The 17,253-nt window shown below is 63.7% G+C and carries 10 protein-coding genes; 8 read left to right on the forward strand and 2 right to left on the reverse strand.

All coding sequences use genetic code 11. From position 1 onward, the window contains the following. The first annotated feature begins 53 nt into the window (after nt 1–53). The 5 genes from fumC (at nt 54) to NTV05_12580 (ending at nt 6,631) form a co-directional block, all read left to right on the forward strand. Entirely contained in the window at nt 54–1,481 is a 1,428-nt protein-coding gene (gene fumC, locus NTV05_12560) for a class II fumarate hydratase (protein ID MCX6545226.1), read from the forward strand. A gap of 102 nt (nt 1,482–1,583) precedes the next feature. Then, nucleotides 1,584–3,014 (forward strand): hypothetical protein, encoded by a 1,431-nt coding sequence (locus NTV05_12565; GenBank protein MCX6545227.1) that lies wholly within the window; start codon nt 1,584–1,586, stop codon nt 3,012–3,014. Nucleotides 3,015–3,061: 47 nt separating this feature from the next. Continuing rightward, nucleotides 3,062–4,210 carry a penicillin-insensitive murein endopeptidase gene (locus tag NTV05_12570; GenBank protein ID MCX6545228.1) on the forward strand — a complete coding sequence of 383 codons (1,149 nt, stop codon included), beginning with the start codon at nt 3,062–3,064 and terminating at the stop codon, nt 4,208–4,210. Between the two features lie 194 nt (nt 4,211–4,404). Beyond that, a complete protein-coding gene (locus NTV05_12575) occupies nt 4,405–5,235 on the forward strand; it encodes a hypothetical protein (GenBank protein ID MCX6545229.1) in 831 nt (276 codons plus the stop codon). A gap of 121 nt (nt 5,236–5,356) precedes the next feature. Continuing rightward, nucleotides 5,357–6,631, forward strand: a complete 1,275-nt coding sequence (locus NTV05_12580) for an MFS transporter (GenBank protein MCX6545230.1) — start codon at nt 5,357–5,359, stop codon at nt 6,629–6,631. Nucleotides 6,632–6,694: 63 nt separating this feature from the next. Here NTV05_12580 and NTV05_12585 read toward each other — a convergent pair whose 3' ends face one another. Continuing rightward, nucleotides 6,695–7,375 (reverse strand): thioredoxin family protein, encoded by a 681-nt coding sequence (locus NTV05_12585; GenBank protein ID MCX6545231.1) that lies wholly within the window; start codon nt 7,373–7,375, stop codon nt 6,695–6,697. 158 nt (nt 7,376–7,533) lie between these two features. On the opposite strand from NTV05_12585, the gene NTV05_12590 reads away from it, so the two are divergent. Next, nucleotides 7,534–11,043, forward strand: coding sequence for a hypothetical protein (locus NTV05_12590; GenBank protein ID MCX6545232.1), 3,510 nt, complete (start codon nt 7,534–7,536; stop codon nt 11,041–11,043). A 78-nt stretch (nt 11,044–11,121) separates the two neighbouring features. Here NTV05_12590 and NTV05_12595 read toward each other — a convergent pair whose 3' ends face one another. Further along, on the reverse strand, nt 11,122–12,927 hold the full coding sequence (locus NTV05_12595; GenBank protein ID MCX6545233.1) for a VWA domain-containing protein: 1,806 nt from the start codon (nt 12,925–12,927) through the stop codon (nt 11,122–11,124). Between the two features lie 139 nt (nt 12,928–13,066). Between NTV05_12595 and NTV05_12600 the strand changes: the two genes are divergently transcribed. Together NTV05_12600 and NTV05_12605 are read left to right on the forward strand one after the other, a co-directional pair. Continuing rightward, nucleotides 13,067–15,043 (forward strand): carboxypeptidase-like regulatory domain-containing protein, encoded by a 1,977-nt coding sequence (locus tag NTV05_12600; GenBank protein ID MCX6545234.1) that lies wholly within the window; start codon nt 13,067–13,069, stop codon nt 15,041–15,043. 25 nt (nt 15,044–15,068) lie between these two features. Further along, nucleotides 15,069–17,240 (forward strand): M28 family peptidase, encoded by a 2,172-nt coding sequence (locus NTV05_12605; protein MCX6545235.1) that lies wholly within the window; start codon nt 15,069–15,071, stop codon nt 17,238–17,240. Nucleotides 17,241–17,253 lie beyond the last annotated feature (13 nt).

Consider the following 17,253-nt stretch of genomic DNA (forward strand, 5'->3'; position numbering starts at 1 on the left):
TCCCTTGACGTCGAGACGCCGTGGTGCGAGAACACGGGATAGAGGACGAAGAGATGTCGAACAAACAACCCTCGACAGCAGAGGACCCGGTGAAAACCCGCGCCGAAACCGATTCCATGGGAGACATCGCCGTTCCCGCCGACAAGTACTGGGGCGCGCAGACGCAACGGTCCTTTGAGAACTTCAAGATCGGGACCGAGCGGATGCCGTTGCCTCTCATCCGGGCGTTGGGCGTGCAGAAGAAGGCAGCCGCCCTCGCCAACATGGAACTGGGCATTCTCGACACGACCCTCGGGACGGCCATCGCGGCGGCCGCGCAGGAGGTGATGGACGGCGCCCTGAACGACCACTTCCCGCTCGTCGTCTGGCAGACAGGCTCAGGCACCCAGACCAACATGAATGCCAACGAAGTGATTGCCAATCGCGCCATCGAGATTCTGGGCGGGCGACTCGGTTCCAGGTCACCTGTCCATCCCAACGACCACGTGAACCTGGGGCAATCCTCGAACGATTCATTTCCGACGGCGATGCATATTTCCGCCGTCGAGGAGTTGGACCACGAGTTGATCCCCGCGTTGGAGCACTTGCAAAACGAGCTGCAAGGCAAGGCCGTCGCGTTCAAGGACATCGTGAAGATCGGCCGCACACATCTTCAGGACGCGACGCCGGTGACGCTGGGCCAGGAGTTTTCCGGCTACGCGACCCAGGTCAAGTACGGCATCGCCCGAGTCGAGTCTTGCCTGCCACGTCTATCCCAGCTCGCGCAGGGGGGAACGGCGGTCGGCACCGGGTTGAACTGCACGAACGGCTTTGCGGAGCTGTTTGCCACACATGTCTCCCGGATTACGGCGCTCCCCTTCACCACCGCCGAGAACAAGTTCGAGGCCATGGCCGCCCACGACGCCATTGTGGAAGCCTCCGGCAGCTTGAACACCCTGGCGTGCTCCCTCATGAAGATTGCGAACGACATCCGGCTGCTGGCGTCGGGCCCGCGCTGCGCGATCGGCGAAATTCACCTGCCGGAGAACGAACCCGGCTCGTCCATCATGCCGGGCAAGGTGAATCCGACACAGGCCGAGGCCATGACCATGGTCTGCGCGCAGGTGATCGGAAACCACACAACGATCTCAATTGCCGGCAGCAACGGCCACCTGGAACTCAATGTCTTCAAGCCCGTCATGATTTACAGCCTGTTGCAGTCGATCCGCCTGCTGGCCGACGCCTGCCGCAGCTTCGCAGACCACTGCATCGCGGGCATCGAGGTCAACCAGGAGCGCATCGACGAACTGCTGGGCCGCAGTTTGATGCTGGTGACGGCGCTCAGCCCTGTCATCGGCTACGACAACGCCGCCAGAATCGCCAAAGCGGCGCACCACGGCGGCAAGACGCTGAAGGAAGCCGCTCTCGAGCTGGGATTGCTGACAGCAGAGCAATTCGACAGAGCCGTTCGCCCTGAGGAAATGATCGGGCCGAAGGATTAACCCGCAGAGGAGTAGTATGGTGCCAGGAGCGGGGCCGGGATGGGACGCCGGCCCGACGATTCTCCATTGCCGACGCAACTATCCGGTTCGTGAGGAGACGCCATGAGAGAAATAGCCACCGCAGTCATGCGCTACGCCTTCGCGAAGAGCCTCTATGCGGGACAGGAGATCGCCAAGATCGCCGGCTTCCCGGAGAAGCACGTGAACCCCAAGAATCCGCCGGCGCCAGGACCGAACGGTGAGGACCCCGACACGTTTTCCGGTCAGCTCTACAGGAGCACGAAGCGGACCGTCGAGAAGTTTGGCGATCCAGCCGCGGTGATGTTCATTGCGGGCGACGAATATCAGAGCAAGGCGGTCGACATGATGTTCGACGTGCTGACGCTCAAAGCCATGGATCCCGCTTATTGGGTGAAAGTGACAGACCATCTGCTGACTCAGGGCAAGCTCGCGGCGGACGCGACCCTCGGACAGCAGGAAGGCATCCACTCCCAGCAGGCGAAGAACACCCGGAACGTCTTCACTCTGGTGAGAAACAACCCGGAAAGGATCGGCATCCCGAAGTCCGGCGAATTCGACCTGGCCACGTTCATGGACAAGGCGTACGGCATCGGAGACTACGAGAACATCTGGTCGGTCGAGGGACTTGGCCACGTGTACTCGCTACGGACATGGAACCTGCAATGGGATTGCAGCGAAGACGCCCATGGCATTCTGATTGACGGCCAGGCCGCCGGCATGCCGGACAAGTCGCTGACGATGATGCACGCCGGCCTTGGCCTGTGCCTTGCCGAATCGCTGATGAAGCAGTTGACGCCGGACAGCAGCACGAGGGAAACCGAGCGGGTCCTGAAGGCGTTCATCAAGTTGTGCCAGAACAATTCCCGCCCGGGATACGTGGGCTGTGCGCTGGAGTCGCTGGGGCTGGTGACGCGCTGCTTCAACTACCCGATGGTCGGCCTCGTAGAGAAGGTCCTGGCCGATATTGACGAGACGGCATGGGAGTTCTTCTGGCGCGGCGCCGGGCGAGCCCTCTACTTCTCGCCTGGCCACATGGTGCAACCGCTGTACTCTCCGTGGATTGCGGCCGAGGCGGAAGCGCCGAATGATCGCGTGCTCAACATTCTCAAGGCGGGCATCTCCTGGCCGACCAACATCGTCAACATGAAGAAGCCGGCCATCTTCGAAGATCTGATCAAGCGGCGCGGCGAGGAGGAAGAAGACGCTGGAACGATTGCGCACGGCGTCGGCGCCTCCACGACGATGGCGATGGACATCACGCCGAATCACCCGCTGGTCAAGCAGTACCTGGAGTACGTGCCCGCGAGTTCGGATCAGAAGGTGAAGGACCGCTGGGCCAAGATGGTGCACGACCCCGTCTACAAGGCCGTACACCGCTATCAGCCCGTGCTCAAGGCGCACAACATGATGGACCAGGTGTTCCGCTTCCAGGACCTGGATGCGCTGGTGGACCGCCTGGATCCGCCAACTGAGCATAAGGCTGAACACAAGAAGGCGAAAAAGAACGAATAACGCTTGACCGGCGGCGGTGGCGATCAGGTACAGTGTGCAGGCGTACAATGCCGACATCTGTCACTCTGATCGCCGGGCTCTGGCTGATGGCCTGGTCGCCTTCGGGCGGCGTTCCCCAATTTGGATCGGCGGGGATTGCCGGGCCGTCAGGTCTGCACGCGGCGGCCGGTCCCGCGCGCGAGAACCCGGCGGCGCTGCTCGACCTGACAGACGAGGAATTGAAGCAGCGGGTCGAGTCCGATCTGCCTTCCCTGGGTTCGTTGAGCATCGGCACGCCGTCGGGCGCCATCCTGATCAACGCCGTGAATCTGTCGGAAGGGCCCGGCCTGGCGATTGCACCGTCCGCCGACACATGGGGCACCTCGGAGACGATTGCCGGCATCCAAACGGCCGTCAACAAGGTCCACGAACTGTTCCCAGACGCCCAGTCAATTGTGGTCGGCGATCTCAGTTATGCCGATGGCGGGCGCATGAAGCGCCACGGGTCGCATCAGGCCGGACGGGACGCCGACCTCGGGTTCTACTACGCGGGCGGGCAGCGGAAGTGGTTCGAAGTCGGTACGGCCGCCAATCTGGACTTGCCGAAGAACTGGGCGCTGGTCAGGGCGCTGGTCACCTGCACGGATGTCGAAGCCATCTTCCTCGACACGCGAATCCAGAAACTGCTCTACAAGTATGCGTTGAGCATCTCTGAAGACAAGGACTGGCTCGATCGCATCTTTCAGTTCTCGCGAGGGTCCAGAAACGCCATCATCAGCCACGTTCCGCTCCACCGGACGCACTATCACGTCAGGTTCTACAATCCGGTGGCCCAGGAGCTTGGGCGGAGGGCGTTTCCGTACCTGGTTGAAGCCAAGATTGTCCGGCCGCCGGTATCCACAGTGCGGCACGTGGTCCAACCCGGCCAGACGCTCGGACATCTGGCGGCCCGGTACGGCACCTCGATCCGGGCTATCCAGCAGGCCAATGGGCTGACCACGACACAACTTCGTGCCGGACGGGCATACCGCATTCCTGTGCGGGCTGCGGCTCCGCCGATCGCGCCGATTGTGGTCCCGCTCCGCATGCTGCCCACGCAGACACCGGCGGCGATGGCCGCCGCCGAGTGGCCAACCATGCTCTCGCTGTACGGGGACCGCCTGGGCGCGTTGATGGAGTTCCCGATCCTCTGGCCGGCCGCGTTTCCCCGATTCTGATTTGTTTGTGTCCTCAATGTGAGACAGTTCTTGCGCGGGTAGGGAGTTTCCGCACTGATTGCCAAGGAATCACGCTATTCAGGGTGGCACGCTCGTTGCGATGTACGTGGTTGCCAGCCTGCACTGGCCAGACGCGGTCACTGGAGGCACGCGTCGGACGGGTTAACCAGCGGGCGGCGAACGGGGAGGTCATCATGAACATCAACAGAGCGACTGCAACGGGTGTAGTGATGCTGGCGCTGGCCGTCAGCGCGATTCCTGCCCTCGCGGCATCGAGCGATCAGAACGGGCGCGACCGCCGGCAGGGGCAGACGGCTCGAGTACAGCCAAACAACGGCGGAAGCGCCACTCGCGCACAGGCCAACAGCGACCGCGCGAACGGGCGCCAGGCCCGCGGGGCCGGCCAAGCCGAGGCGCCTCGAGATGTGGCGGTTCAGCGCGTTGCGCCGCGCGTCCAATCCAGCGCTCAGACCGCTGCGCGACAGACCGCGCCTCGCCAGTACGACACGCGACAGACCGCGCCTCGCCAGTACGACACGCGGCAGTACGCGTCTCGCCAGTACGACACGCGGCAGTACGCGTCTCGCCAGTACGATACGCGCCGGTACGACAACCGCTCGTACTCGAACGGTGGATATGGTGGATACAGCGGATATGGTTATCGCCCGTATATCTCCCGCCCGAGGGTGCGCTTCGGCCTTGGCATCTCGATCTTTGCGGGAAGTCCGTATGGTTTCCGCTTCGACTACGGATGGGCGCCTTCATACGCCTATCGATTCCCGATGAGGCAAGGCATCGGTTATGGCGGCATGAGCTTCCTCATCGACCCGGACGACGCGGCGGTCTACGTTGACGGTCAGTTCATCGGGATCGCCCGGGACTTCGACGGGCAACCGGTGCCACTCGCGGCGGGGATGCACGAGATTGAATTGCAAGCCGAGGGCTGCGAGCCGGTCGCGTTCGACATCACCGTGAGGCCGGGGCAGGTGATCCCTTACCGCGGCAGTCTGATGGCGTATCGCTAAGTCCGACCGCACTCTGCGCAACTTCTATCGGCGTCTCACGCCCGGGTGAGACGCCGATTGTCGTGTTGTTCGCGCCAACCAAGGTAGAATGCGCACTTCATCCGGGGGGGCTAGACACTCAATGGCAGACGCACCAGTTCCCACACAATCAGCACTGCGCACCGCACTCGCCGGACTGATCGGCAACGTGCTCGAGTGGTTTGATTTTGCCGTCTACGGCTACTTCGCAAGCGACATCGGCAAGCAGTTCTTCACGCAGTCGAGCCACACCGCCCAGCAGTTTCTGACCTTCGGCACCTTTGCGCTCGGCTTTCTCGCGCGGCCAATCGGCAGCCTCGTGCTGGGCCGGATCGGCGATCGCATCGGCCGCCGGGCACTGCTGACGCTCTCGATTGCGCTGATGGGCTCTGCCACGCTCATCCTTGGCCTGCTGCCGACCTACGATCAGATTGGCGTGGCGGCCCCGCTCCTGCTGGTGTCGATGCGGCTCATCCAGGGCTTCTCGCTTGGCGGCGAGTTCACCGGATCGATGGTTTATACCACCGAGGGATCGTCGCCTCTGATGCGCGGCCTCGTTAGCAGTTCGACGGCCGCCGGCACCACGATCGGCTTCATTCTCGGATCGGGGACGGCGTGGCTCGTAAACGCGTCGCTGCCACCCGATCAGGTCACCACCTGGGGCTGGCGCATTCCGTTTGTCGGGAGCGTCGTGTTCCTGATTGTCGGATATCTGCTGCGGCGCGGCATCATCGAAACAGCGGAAGGTCTCAAGGCCAGGATGATCCGGCCGAAGCTCCTGCCTTCGCTCCTGGGCGACTGGCTGCCCATCATCCAGACGTTCGGCATTGTGGCGATGACCAACGCGGCGTACTACCTGACGTTTACGTACGCGGTGGAACGGCGGAAGAGCCTGGCCACGGCACACGGCTCGGAGTTTCTGCTGGCGAACACCCTCACCCTGGTCGTGGTACTTCTGTCGAAGCCGCTGGGCGGCTGGCTGTCCGACAAGATCGGGCGCCGGCGGCAGATGATACTGCTCACGGTCGCGGTGATGGCGCTGATCTACCCCGCGCTCCAGATGATGCTCTACGGCACCCCCGGTGCGTTCATCGTCGGGCAGCTCTTGGTCGCGGTGCCGATTGGCATGGCGCTGGGCATGCAGGGAGCGATGGTGGTGGAGATCTTTCCCCTGCGCTCGCGCGTGACATCGATGAGCTTCGCGTACAGCATCACGCTGGCGCTCGCCGGCGGCAGCGCGCCGCTCGTATCAGCATGGCTCATCGAGACGCTTGGCCACCCCCTCGCGCCGGCGTACTACATCATGCTGTACGGCGCGATCGGCCTGGCCATCATGTGGCCGATGTCGGAAACCAACACGCGCCGCCTGGACGAGTAGCAGAAGAATCCGTTTCTGAACCGCGGCGCGAGAATGGATGCCGGCCTGACGGATCCGCGATCTCTACTTCGGCCCGAGCACTTTGGCGATTTCGGCTTCGAGTGTGCTGCCGGCGGGAACGCGTTCGACGACACGCCCGAGCTCCTGTCCGCCACGGAAGAACACGAACGTCGGCACCCGCGTGATGCCCCACTTTTCAGTGAGCCCTTCGCTGTCTTTCTTTGTCCGATCCACCCCAACCATGGTCAACGTTGAATCGGAGACGCCGGCCGCGTCCATGACCGTGAAGTAGCGCGGCAACTCACGTTTGCTGTCCGGGCACCAGGTGGCCATAATGAGCAGCACCGTGACGTCTTGTGCGCCCGACTTGATGGCGGCGACGGCTGTTTCGTCGGGTACGTATGGTGCTGCCGCGAACAGCGGCTTCCATGATTCATACGCCTTGAGACTGGCGCGCGAGAGGTGGCCGAGCAGCGGCGGCGGAGCGGGTGGCCTCGGTTTTGTTGCCAGCGGCGTTGCTGCCGGGGCTGCGCCTGGCTGTGCCGCGGTGGGAGGAGATGGTACGGGCTGGGCCGGCGGCCTCGCGGATGCGGCACCTGTCGGCGGTGCCGGCGACGGCGTGGTGGCAGGCGGCGCTTTGGGTCCGCATGCCGCCGACAGCAACAACACGACGCACATTAGAACCGGGGCGGCCAGCGAGAGCTGGCAGAAGCGATCAGGACAAGACCAATGACGTCCGTGCACAGCGCACTCCTCGGAAGCGGGGCCGTGGCAGGGAGGATACCACCGACACGACCATCATGAGATATGCTCTGCACGTTCTGCGGCCCCGGACAGAACCATCGGATCGCCTCGCAAGCGCACGCATCCGTCATTGCGAGTCGTCGCACCAAGGAGGATCAGTGTTCAGATCATCGCGAACGCACTTCTTCGTCTCTCTTCTGTCACTCGTCTGCATTTTGGGCGCACTTGACTACGCCCAGAACGCACCTCAGAGCCCGGTCACCGCAGACGACTTCAACCAGTTCGGCTGGCGCTGGGTCGGGCCGATGACCTTCTCGGGACGCATCTCGGGCATCGCCGTTCCCCGCGGCCAGAGCCAGACGTACTACGTGCTGGGCGGCACCGGCGGCGTCTGGAAGACCATCGACGGCGGCATTCACTTCGAGCCGATCTTCGAGAAGTACGGCACCGAGAGTATGGGCTGGATGGCGATTGCGCCCTCCAACCAGAACATTCTGTATCTGGGGACCGGGGAGCCGATGCATGCGCGCGCGAGCACGCACGGCAACGGCATGTGGAAGTCCACTGACGCAGGCAAGACGTGGACGCACATTGGACTCGAGAAGAGCTACTTCATCCCGATGATCGCCGTGGACTCCAGGAACCCGGACATCGTGTACGCGGCAGCCGAAGGCAAGCTCTACTCCAACGACATGGACTGCGAGCGCGGTCTGTTCAAGAGCATCAACGGCGGAAAGACGTGGACCAATCTCGGGCCGATGAAGGACCGGGGCGTTGGCGACTTTGTCATCGACCCTCAGAATTCGAACATCGTCATCGCCTCAGCCTACAAGCACTATCGCCGTGCATGGACGTACGACGATCGAGATGCAGACAACGGCCTGTTCAAGACGACCGACGGCGGCAAGACGTGGAGCCGGCTGGCGGGCGGCTTGCCTGCTCAGGGCACGCCAACCGGGCGGACAGGCCTGACAATCTTCGAGAAGAACCCGAAGATCGTGTACGCGCGGATGGACGAGGAAATCGTCGTTGGCTTCCGCGAAGGCGACGGCGTGGCCAACTTCCGTGCCGCCTCGGCGGCGAGCGGGCGCGGGGGTGGAGGTGGTGGCGGCGGGCGCGGCGGCGCGATGGGCACGGTTTTGTTCGGCGACGGATTCACGATCGAGAAGTTCAAGGGCTTTACGATCAACGCGGAACTGGCCGCGCTGGCGCCGAAGTTCGTGCCGGTCACCGGCGCGACCGAAGCGGACCTGGTGACCAAGTTCAACGCGCTGGTTGGAGACAAGGACTTCGTGACCAGGAGCGGCGTGGACGTGGCGAAACTTCAGGCAGCAGCCAGGAAGGCGCTGGCATCGGACAAGGATCTGATGCTTAACATCACGGAAATGACCAAGCTGATGGCCAAGCCTGCGGCGGCCGCAGATTCATCCGAGGCCAAGGGACGATTCCAGCTCATCAACCGCCACGTGCTCGAGATTCTCTACTCGGGCGCGCTGGCCAACATCGCGCCGGTCAAGATGAACGGCATGATCTACCGCACCGACGACCAGGGCAGGACCTGGAAGCGGATGACGGAATACAAGGTGGCGGCGCCGGCAGGACCGCCGGTCCCGCAGGTGAATGACAGCGATCTCGACGCCGCCGCGCAGGCGCGCGAGGATGAAACCAACGAAACACGCGAAGCCCTGGGCATTCAGCAGCAGACGCCGCCAGTGATCAAGTCCCCCGCGATCGTGAACCCTCAGTTGCCGCCGGCACAGCCCGCTGGTCGCGGACAGGCGACACCGACACCCGCCAGCGCAGTTGCCGCAACGCAGCCAGCAGGCCGCGGCGCCGCCCAGGTTGGAAGCGCCCAGGTGAACCAGACCGAGGGCGGGTACTACGGCCGCATCTGGGTCGACCAGACGGACGACAAGGTTCTCTACTGCGGCGACACGAACACGACGGTGTCAAAGGACGCCGGCAAGACGCTCACGGTTGCGCAGTGGGACCGCGGCAATGGAAAGACGCATGTCGACCACCGCGTGGTGTGGGCCGATCCGCTCAACGGCCAGCACATCCTGAGCGGCAACGACGGCGGTCTGTCGGAAAGCTGGGATGGCGGCGAACACTGGAGCCAGAAGAGCACCATCAACGTTCAGCAGTTCTACGACGTGTCGGTGGACAACGAGATGCCGTACAACCTCATGGGGGGCACCCAGGACAACGGCGCGTGGCTCGGGCCGTCGCAGAACCGCAACAGCTACGGCCTGTTCGGCAACGACTGGACCTATCTGCCGACGGGAGACGCGTTCTACGTCGTCCGCGACTGGTGGAATCCTGAGTACATCTATTACGAGAGCCAGTTCGGCGGGTCGAGCCGGATGAACCTCAACACGGGTGAGGCGTCGACGCTCGCGGTGCGGCTGACGCCGCAGCAGACAGCGGCCGGCGAGCCCGCGCTCCGCTACCAGTGGAACGCGCCAATCGTCCTGTCGCCCCACAATCCGGGCATCGTCTACATCGCGTCGCAGTACGTGTGGAAGTCGGTCAGCCGCGGCGCGCAAGGCACCTTCGTGCGGATCAGTCCCGATCTGTCGAAGGCGGACAAGACGAAACTGGACGAAGCCAGGAAGACCAACCTTCAGTGGGCGACGGTTTACACAGTGTCGGAGTCGCCGCGCAAACCGGGCCTGCTGTGGGCGGGCACCGACGATGGCAACGTGTGGGTGACGTCGGATGGCGGCAACAAGTGGGTCTCCATCACCGACCAGTTCTACGACGCAGGGTGCAAGCCGAAAGCCGGAGTTAAAGGCGACCTCATCCCGTGCGACCGCTGGGTGAAGCGGGTCGTGGCGTCGGCGTTCGATGAGAACACCGCGTACCTCGGATTCAGCGGCTACCGCTCCCACAGCGAGGACAAGACGTGGCTGTTTGTCACGAAAGATCTCGGCAAGACGTGGACGAACATCAGCGGCGGGATGGATGCCGCCATCTTCGACGTCGAACAGGATCCGGAGAACGCCAGCGTCCTGTACCTCGGGACCGAGAAGGGGATCTTCGTGACGATCGATGAGGGTAAGGCGTGGACGGCGTTCTCGACGAGCGCTCCGAACACAGTCATCCGCGACATGGCGATCCAGAAGCGCGATCGCGAGATGGCCATTGCGACCTACGGCCGCGGTTTCTATATCGTGGACATCGGTCCGATCAAGGAATTCAAGGCCGATGTCTTTCAACAGAACGCGTACCTGTTCGACATCAAGAACACGGTCAAGTGGAATCGGTTCGAACGCCGTGGCGACACGCTGGGCGAGATGGCGAAGGCCGACAATCCGCGCGTTGGCCAGAACATCTACTACTACCTGAAGGCCGACGCGAAGACGGTCACGGTGACCATCAAGGACCTGGAGGGTAACCAGATCGCGGAGCTCTCGCAGAGTTCGGCGGAAGCCTTGAGGCCGAGCATCAAGAAAGGACTCCAGAAGGTGTTCTGGGGCCTCAACCGCGTTGCGGCAGGCGCGCCGGCGGCCGGCGGCCGTGGCGGAGCGGGCGGCGGTGGTGGCGGCGGCCGGGGCGGCGGCGGCATGATGGTGGACGCCGGGGTCTACAAAGTGACCTTTGCGGTGGACGGCAAGGAGATCGCCACCAAAAAGATGACTGTGAGTCCGGATCCGCTCTTCAAGTAGGTCTTACTGGGGACGGTGTCAGAACCCGCGCACGCGGCTGGCTGCTTCGCCGCTGGAACGGGTTCTGACACCGCGCCTCTAGTTCTTCAACTTCGTCGTCACGCTGCCGACCAGGTCCGCCTCGTAGCTATAGACGACAATCTTGAAGGTCTGGCCCTGCACCCTCAGCGGGACGCGCGTCGAGCACACGATGCCCTCCTTCTTGACGCGTTCCCACGTGGCCGGCCGCAGATTCAGATCCAACGTCTGCCACGCGTCGCCAAGAAATCGGCCGCGCGCATCACCATAGAAGGTCGTGAGCTGGAGCGTCGCCTTGTGGAGGCCGTCTTCCTCCTTGAACGGGACTCTCGACGCGTCAATCGCCAGGTCGACCTGGACCTCCTGACCGCCGCTCGCCGCGGCGACAGTCGTCGCCTTCGCTTTGACCTTGAGGTCCTTGACCTCGAGATCGTACTGAGCTGCTGCCGCGATGCGGCTGTAGGAAAGGAACGCCTTGCGATCGAACGGCTGGAGCGATTCCCTTGCGTAGTAGCCCCGCCGATACGACACCTTCAGTCCGGGCCGTCTCACGCGCACGACCACGTTGCGGTACTTCCCGTCCCAATTGGTCTTGCTTGGGTAGTATCCAAGCAGGTACTCGATACGCGTCACCTCATCGACCGTCGAGAGCGCCTGGCCGATGTCGCCGTGGATTGATGCACGCCCCCCCGTCATCATGCTGATGTTCCGCAGGCTCGAGAGTGCGAACAGACGGCTGGCATTGCCGGCGCGCGGCTGTTGACCGCCGCCCGCCCCACCCCGCCCGCCCATAGCCCCGACCATCGGCGGTGGCGTGGCCGCCGAAGGCAGCCCCGACGCGTCGACGCCGCCGGTCTGAAACGTGTCGATCGCAACACGCGCATCGTTGGCCATGGCGGCCAGGCTCTTGTCGTTCTCGAGACGCGGCAGAAACAGGCCCTGCTCGGTGAAAAACAGCAGGTGCTTCTCGCCATCCATGTAGCGCAGGTACTCGACGGCGGTATACAGATTCTGCACGTCCTGCATCGTCTGTGACTGTGACGAGACATAGTCGTCGAACGAAAGATCGGTGAGTGAATCGACCTGAAGTTGATCGAGCGCCGACATCGTGCCCGCGGTATCGGCTTCCATGCGCTGCAGGCCGCCCGTAGCCTGGCGCACGTCGTCCTTGATCCGGCTCGCGTCGGTCACATTGCCCGGCGGCACCTGACGCGCCGTCAGGGCGCCAGGAACAACGAAGATCCTGTCGATGTCCGGCTGGAGGTTCTTAGGAATCTCCTTGCTGCCGTAGATCGCGGCCAGCCCGCTGAAGCGCAGGGCCATCCTGGCTTCGACCCCCTCGTGGTACTTCTTGAACCGTTCCAGCACCTGGACGACTTGTCCGTGGTCCGTCGTGAAATCGGTCGCCCGATTCCATCCCATGACCGCCACCATGTCCTGGGGCAGCAACGACCCCTTCACGAAATCGATCAGTCGGTCGACGGCCTTTGATGGCTGTTGCAGTCTGCCCCGTCCAAGCACGATGACGAAAGTCCGCCGCGTCTGGGCTTCGAGCGAGGCAGTCGGAACCTTGCGCAGCAGTGCCCTGGTGGCCGTTTGTTCAGGAGCGGCGGCAACCAGCGTCTGCAGCGAGAAGTGGGCGACGGCCTGCCTGACCCCGTCCTCCAGAATGACGAAGTCGTCGCTCGTCAGATCAGTAACCGGTTTGTCGTTCTGATCGGTGACGATGACGTTGATGGGCACGAGTGTGACTTGCACCCGGATCGCCCCTGGCACCCTCTGCGGCTGAGCCAGGCCGTGTCCCGTTAACAGCGTCGTCAGGACGGCCGCGAGAACAGCGCTTCGCTGGTTTCTTCCCGTCCGCATGGAGGACCTCCCCGATCTGGATTCCGGCTCCCCGACTCAGTCGCGCTCGGATCCCGGGCAGATTGTACCCGAAGGGATGCGGGGGTTGGCGGCATCCGGAGCGACAATTTGCGCTAACATACGCGGCCGTGGGGGCCACATGAAGAGATTCTGGCATGTCCAAGCGTTAGCCGTGATCTGGGGGGTGGTCGGGTTCTCGGGCTGGCTGGTCGCTGACGTGTGGGGCCAGGCCGACCCGCGGGCGGCCCCACAGAACCCTCCAACCGGCACCGTGGCTCCGGTCAAGCCGACCGGAACCGGCAAGATCAGCGGCCAGATCGTCGCTGCCGGCAATGGGGCGCCCGTCAAGCGGGCGACCGTCATGTTGAGAGGCGATGCTCTCCAGGATCCGTCGACCGGTAGGGGTTCCGCCGGGGCTTTGCTCTCCATGATCCCTCAACCGTCATCGGGAACACCCAGCCCGGGCGCGCAGCTTCCGCCGAGGGGAGCAGCCAGTGGTCCGCCGCCAGGCACGGTCGAGAAGCAGACCGAGACCGACGGAGCCGGCCGATTCGAGTTCATCGGTTTGCCTGCCGGCCGGTTCACGCTGTCCGTAAACTCCGTCTCGGGTTTCAGCGCCCCGTCTCAGATCGAGCCCGTGCGACTGGCCGACAACGGATCGGCGACCGTCACACTCCGCATGGAGCGGACGGGTGCGATAACGGGAAAGGTATTCGATGAGACCGGCGACCCGTTGCCTCGCGCCCAACTGCTGGCATCGCGGTGGGTGAGCACCGGGGGAGTCCGGCGCCTCGTGCCGACAGGCGGCGGCGGCTTCAACATGACGAACGATCTCGGCGAGTATCGGCTGTGGGACGTGCCCCCTGGCGACTACTACGTCTCCGCCTCCTTCATGCCGTACTCCTACGCGCCTTCGACGTATGAACGCGAAGGGCAGACTTTCGGGTTTGCCCCGACATTCTATCCAGGGGCAGCCTCGATGGGAGGCGCGCGCCTCGTCACGGTGCGCGCCGGGCAGGACACGCCGAGTGTCGACATCACCCTGCTGCGCGCGAAGATGGGGCGCATCACCGGAACAGTGTTGGATTCGTCAGGCATTCCGCTCGCGCAGCGCAGCGGCAGCATCTTCCTGACGTCCCGCGACAATTCCTACCAGGTAAACCGTGGCGTGCCACGACGGCCCGACGGCTCCTTCATGTCTTCAGATCTTCCGCCAGGCGATTACTACGTGGTGGCCAGCCAGACGCAAAGCGGCGGCCCGGCCGGCGGTGGCGTGAGCGAGAGCGCGGTTGCGTCGGTGAGTGTCAACGGAGACGAGGTGACGGTCAGTCTCCAGTTGAACAAGGGGGCCACCATATCTGGCAGGGTCGTTGTGGAAGGGAAGATGCCTGAGTTGACGACCAGGGTGACCACGAGCATCGGATCGCAACCGGTGACCACCCAGGCGCGGATTATGGTCAGCGCCCGCTCCACCGTCAACCCCTCAACCCCTTTCTCACCAGGTACGTCGACGGGCCGGCCGGCGCCGATGGCTGATGATGGCACGTTCGAACTGACCGGCCTTCGCGGGTTCGTGAGACTGTTCGCCTCGGGCCGTGGGGCCGTTCTGAAGTCGGTCCGCCGGGGAGGTCAGGACATTATGGCAACCCCGTTGGAGCTGGACGGCACGGAGCACATCACCGATATCGACATCGTCGTGACGACGGACACGGGCACGTTCGAAGGCCGCGTCACCGATTCCCGTGGCGAGCCCGCGTCCGGTGTCGACGTCATCATCTTCAGTGACGATCCCGCGCGATGGTTTGAGGGGTCGCCCTACGTCCGCGTGACGCGAACCGTGAGCGGCACGGCCCTCAACGCGCCGTCCGCGCCCTTGCCGACGGCAGTTTCCGGATCGAGCACCTCGATCCCGGCGCCTCCGACGGAACCCGGCCGGATCATCGGCGGCCCGCTGGTCCCCGGACGGTACGGAGCGATTGCGTTCGAATCGAGCACCGGCACGACCGGTCCCGCATATGATCCAGAGACGCTCGAGAAGCTGCAATCCCGCGCGACGTTCTTCACGGTGACCGCGGGCCAGACCGCAACGGTGCAGCTGAAGACCGTGAAGCCATGATGTTTCTGCACGTATCGGAGGATTGATGAAGACACGCACGTTGAGATGGCTGATCTGTGGATTGATGGCCGCCGGTGCCGCGATCGGCTTCCAGGCCTTCGCGCAAGGACAGGACGATCCGGTTGTCCGCAAGATCATCGAACTGGGCACCAAAGACAACCAGGCGATGACCTGGAACGACTACGCGAGCAACCGGTTTGGCGGTCGGGAAACCGGCACCAACGCGTACACCGATGCCACCCAGTGGGCCGTGTGGCAGTTCAAGCAGTTCGGGCTCGACGCGCAACTCGAGGAGGTTGGCGAAATCCCGGTCGGCTTCAACCGCGGGCCGTGGTTCGGCAAGATGCTCAAGCCGGCCGAGAAGGCGCTGCGATTCGGGACGCCGAGCTTCACGGCCGGCACCAAGGGCAGTCAGCGCGGGCCCGTCGTCATTCTCAAGGCCGACCCGTTTTCGGTGCCCGGCCGCGCGACAGCCACTCAGCCGGTGAGCAAGGAGAATTTCGACAAGAAGCGTACGGCCGTTCAGGCTGGCCTTGCCGAGATCAACGCCAACAAGGCCGCATTCAAGGGTGCGTGGGTGCTGATTGGGGGCAACTCGGGCTTCGGCCGCGACGGCCGCCGCGGCACCAAACTCGCGGACGGATCGTCGGAGTACCTGGACGCCGAGATGGTGCCCGCACTCACCAAGGCGCTCATCGATGCTGGTGCGCTCGGGACCATTCAGTCGTCCAAGCCGCCCGCGTCAGCCCAACCTGGCAACAATTCAGAGCCGCCACTCAGCATGCTCGACGGCTACGCCGCCTCGTGGGACAAGCTCCCGGTGCTGCCCGACATCAAGCTTCTTGACACCCAGTACGACGAGATCAAGACGCTCGTCGAGAAGAAGCAGCCGGTCGTCCTCGAATTCGACGTCCGCAACTGGTTCAAGATGGGGCCGATCAAGTACCACAACGTCGTCGCCACCCTGAAGGGCACGACGTATCCCGATGAGTACATCGTCATCGGTGCGCACTTCGACTGCTTCAGCTCCGGCACCGGCGGCGTCGACGACGGATCCGGATTTGGACCAGGCGTAGAGGCGATTCGTCTCATCGCCGCATCGGGCGCCAAGCCGAAGCGATCGATCATCTTCATCGCATTTGCGGCAGAAGAGAACGGGCTGGTCGGGTCGCAAGCGTGGCTCAAGCGGCACCCGGAACTGCACGACAAGATCGTCTTCATGACCGAGTCGGACTCGACACCGTACGCCATCACCGGCGTGTCTGTGCCGGAGACGTGGTACGCGGATTTCCAGAAGATCACCGCTCCGCTCGCGAACCTCAATCCGAGGTGGCCGTTCAAGCTCCAGAAGACGCTTCCGCGAGCCCACGCCACGACGCCGAGCAGCACGGATTCGAGGGCCTTTGAGGTCGACAGCGTGCCGATCCTTCAGCTCCAGTCGACCAGTGCGCGGCCGGGACCGGATGGCAAGGACGTCAACTACACCTACAGCTACGCGTGGCACACGCTGAACGATCTCTACAGCGAGCTGACGCCCTACGCCGAACATCAGCAGTGGTCGGCGCTGGCGACCGCTGTCATGGTCTACGGCGTGGCGAATCTCGACAAGCCGCTGACGCGCGACGGCGTCTATCTGCCTGACGGGTTGTACGCCAGCATCACGGTCGGGGCCGGCGACGCGCAGAAGCAGTTCATGACCACGCTTGATTTCGTGAATGCGCCTGTGCAGGTGGCCAACTTCATCCGCACGGTTGAAGGCAAGACACCGCCGGCCGGCGGGGGACGCGGCGGCGGTGGTGGGCGCGGCGGCGGGCCGGAGGCTCCGCCGATTGGCAAAGTCGACGTGACGAAGACCCAGATCCAGGGCGTGATCGCGTCCGAGATTCAGAAGTCCGTCGCGGTATTGAACCTGCCGAAAGCAACTAACGCCGCGCTCAAGCACGACGCGGCAGGCATCATTGGCGTGTCGGCGCCGAACGCGTTCTATGTCACGCTCGAGAAGAATGCGGGGCTCGACAGAAAATTCACTGCGATCGGGAAGGTCGTCGCGGGGGCCAGCGCATTGAAGGACATCAAGAAGGCCGATCCGATCAGGAGCATCCGGATCACGCGGGTCGGCCAGGCTGCCACCGACTTCAAGACCGACGACGCCGCGTTCAAAGCGCTGCTCGAATCGGCGACACGCAAGAAGAAGTAAGAAGTAAGAAGCA

The organism is Acidobacteriota bacterium (assembly GCA_026393755.1).
Classification (GTDB): domain Bacteria; phylum Acidobacteriota; class Vicinamibacteria; order Vicinamibacterales; family JAKQTR01; genus JBAXOX01.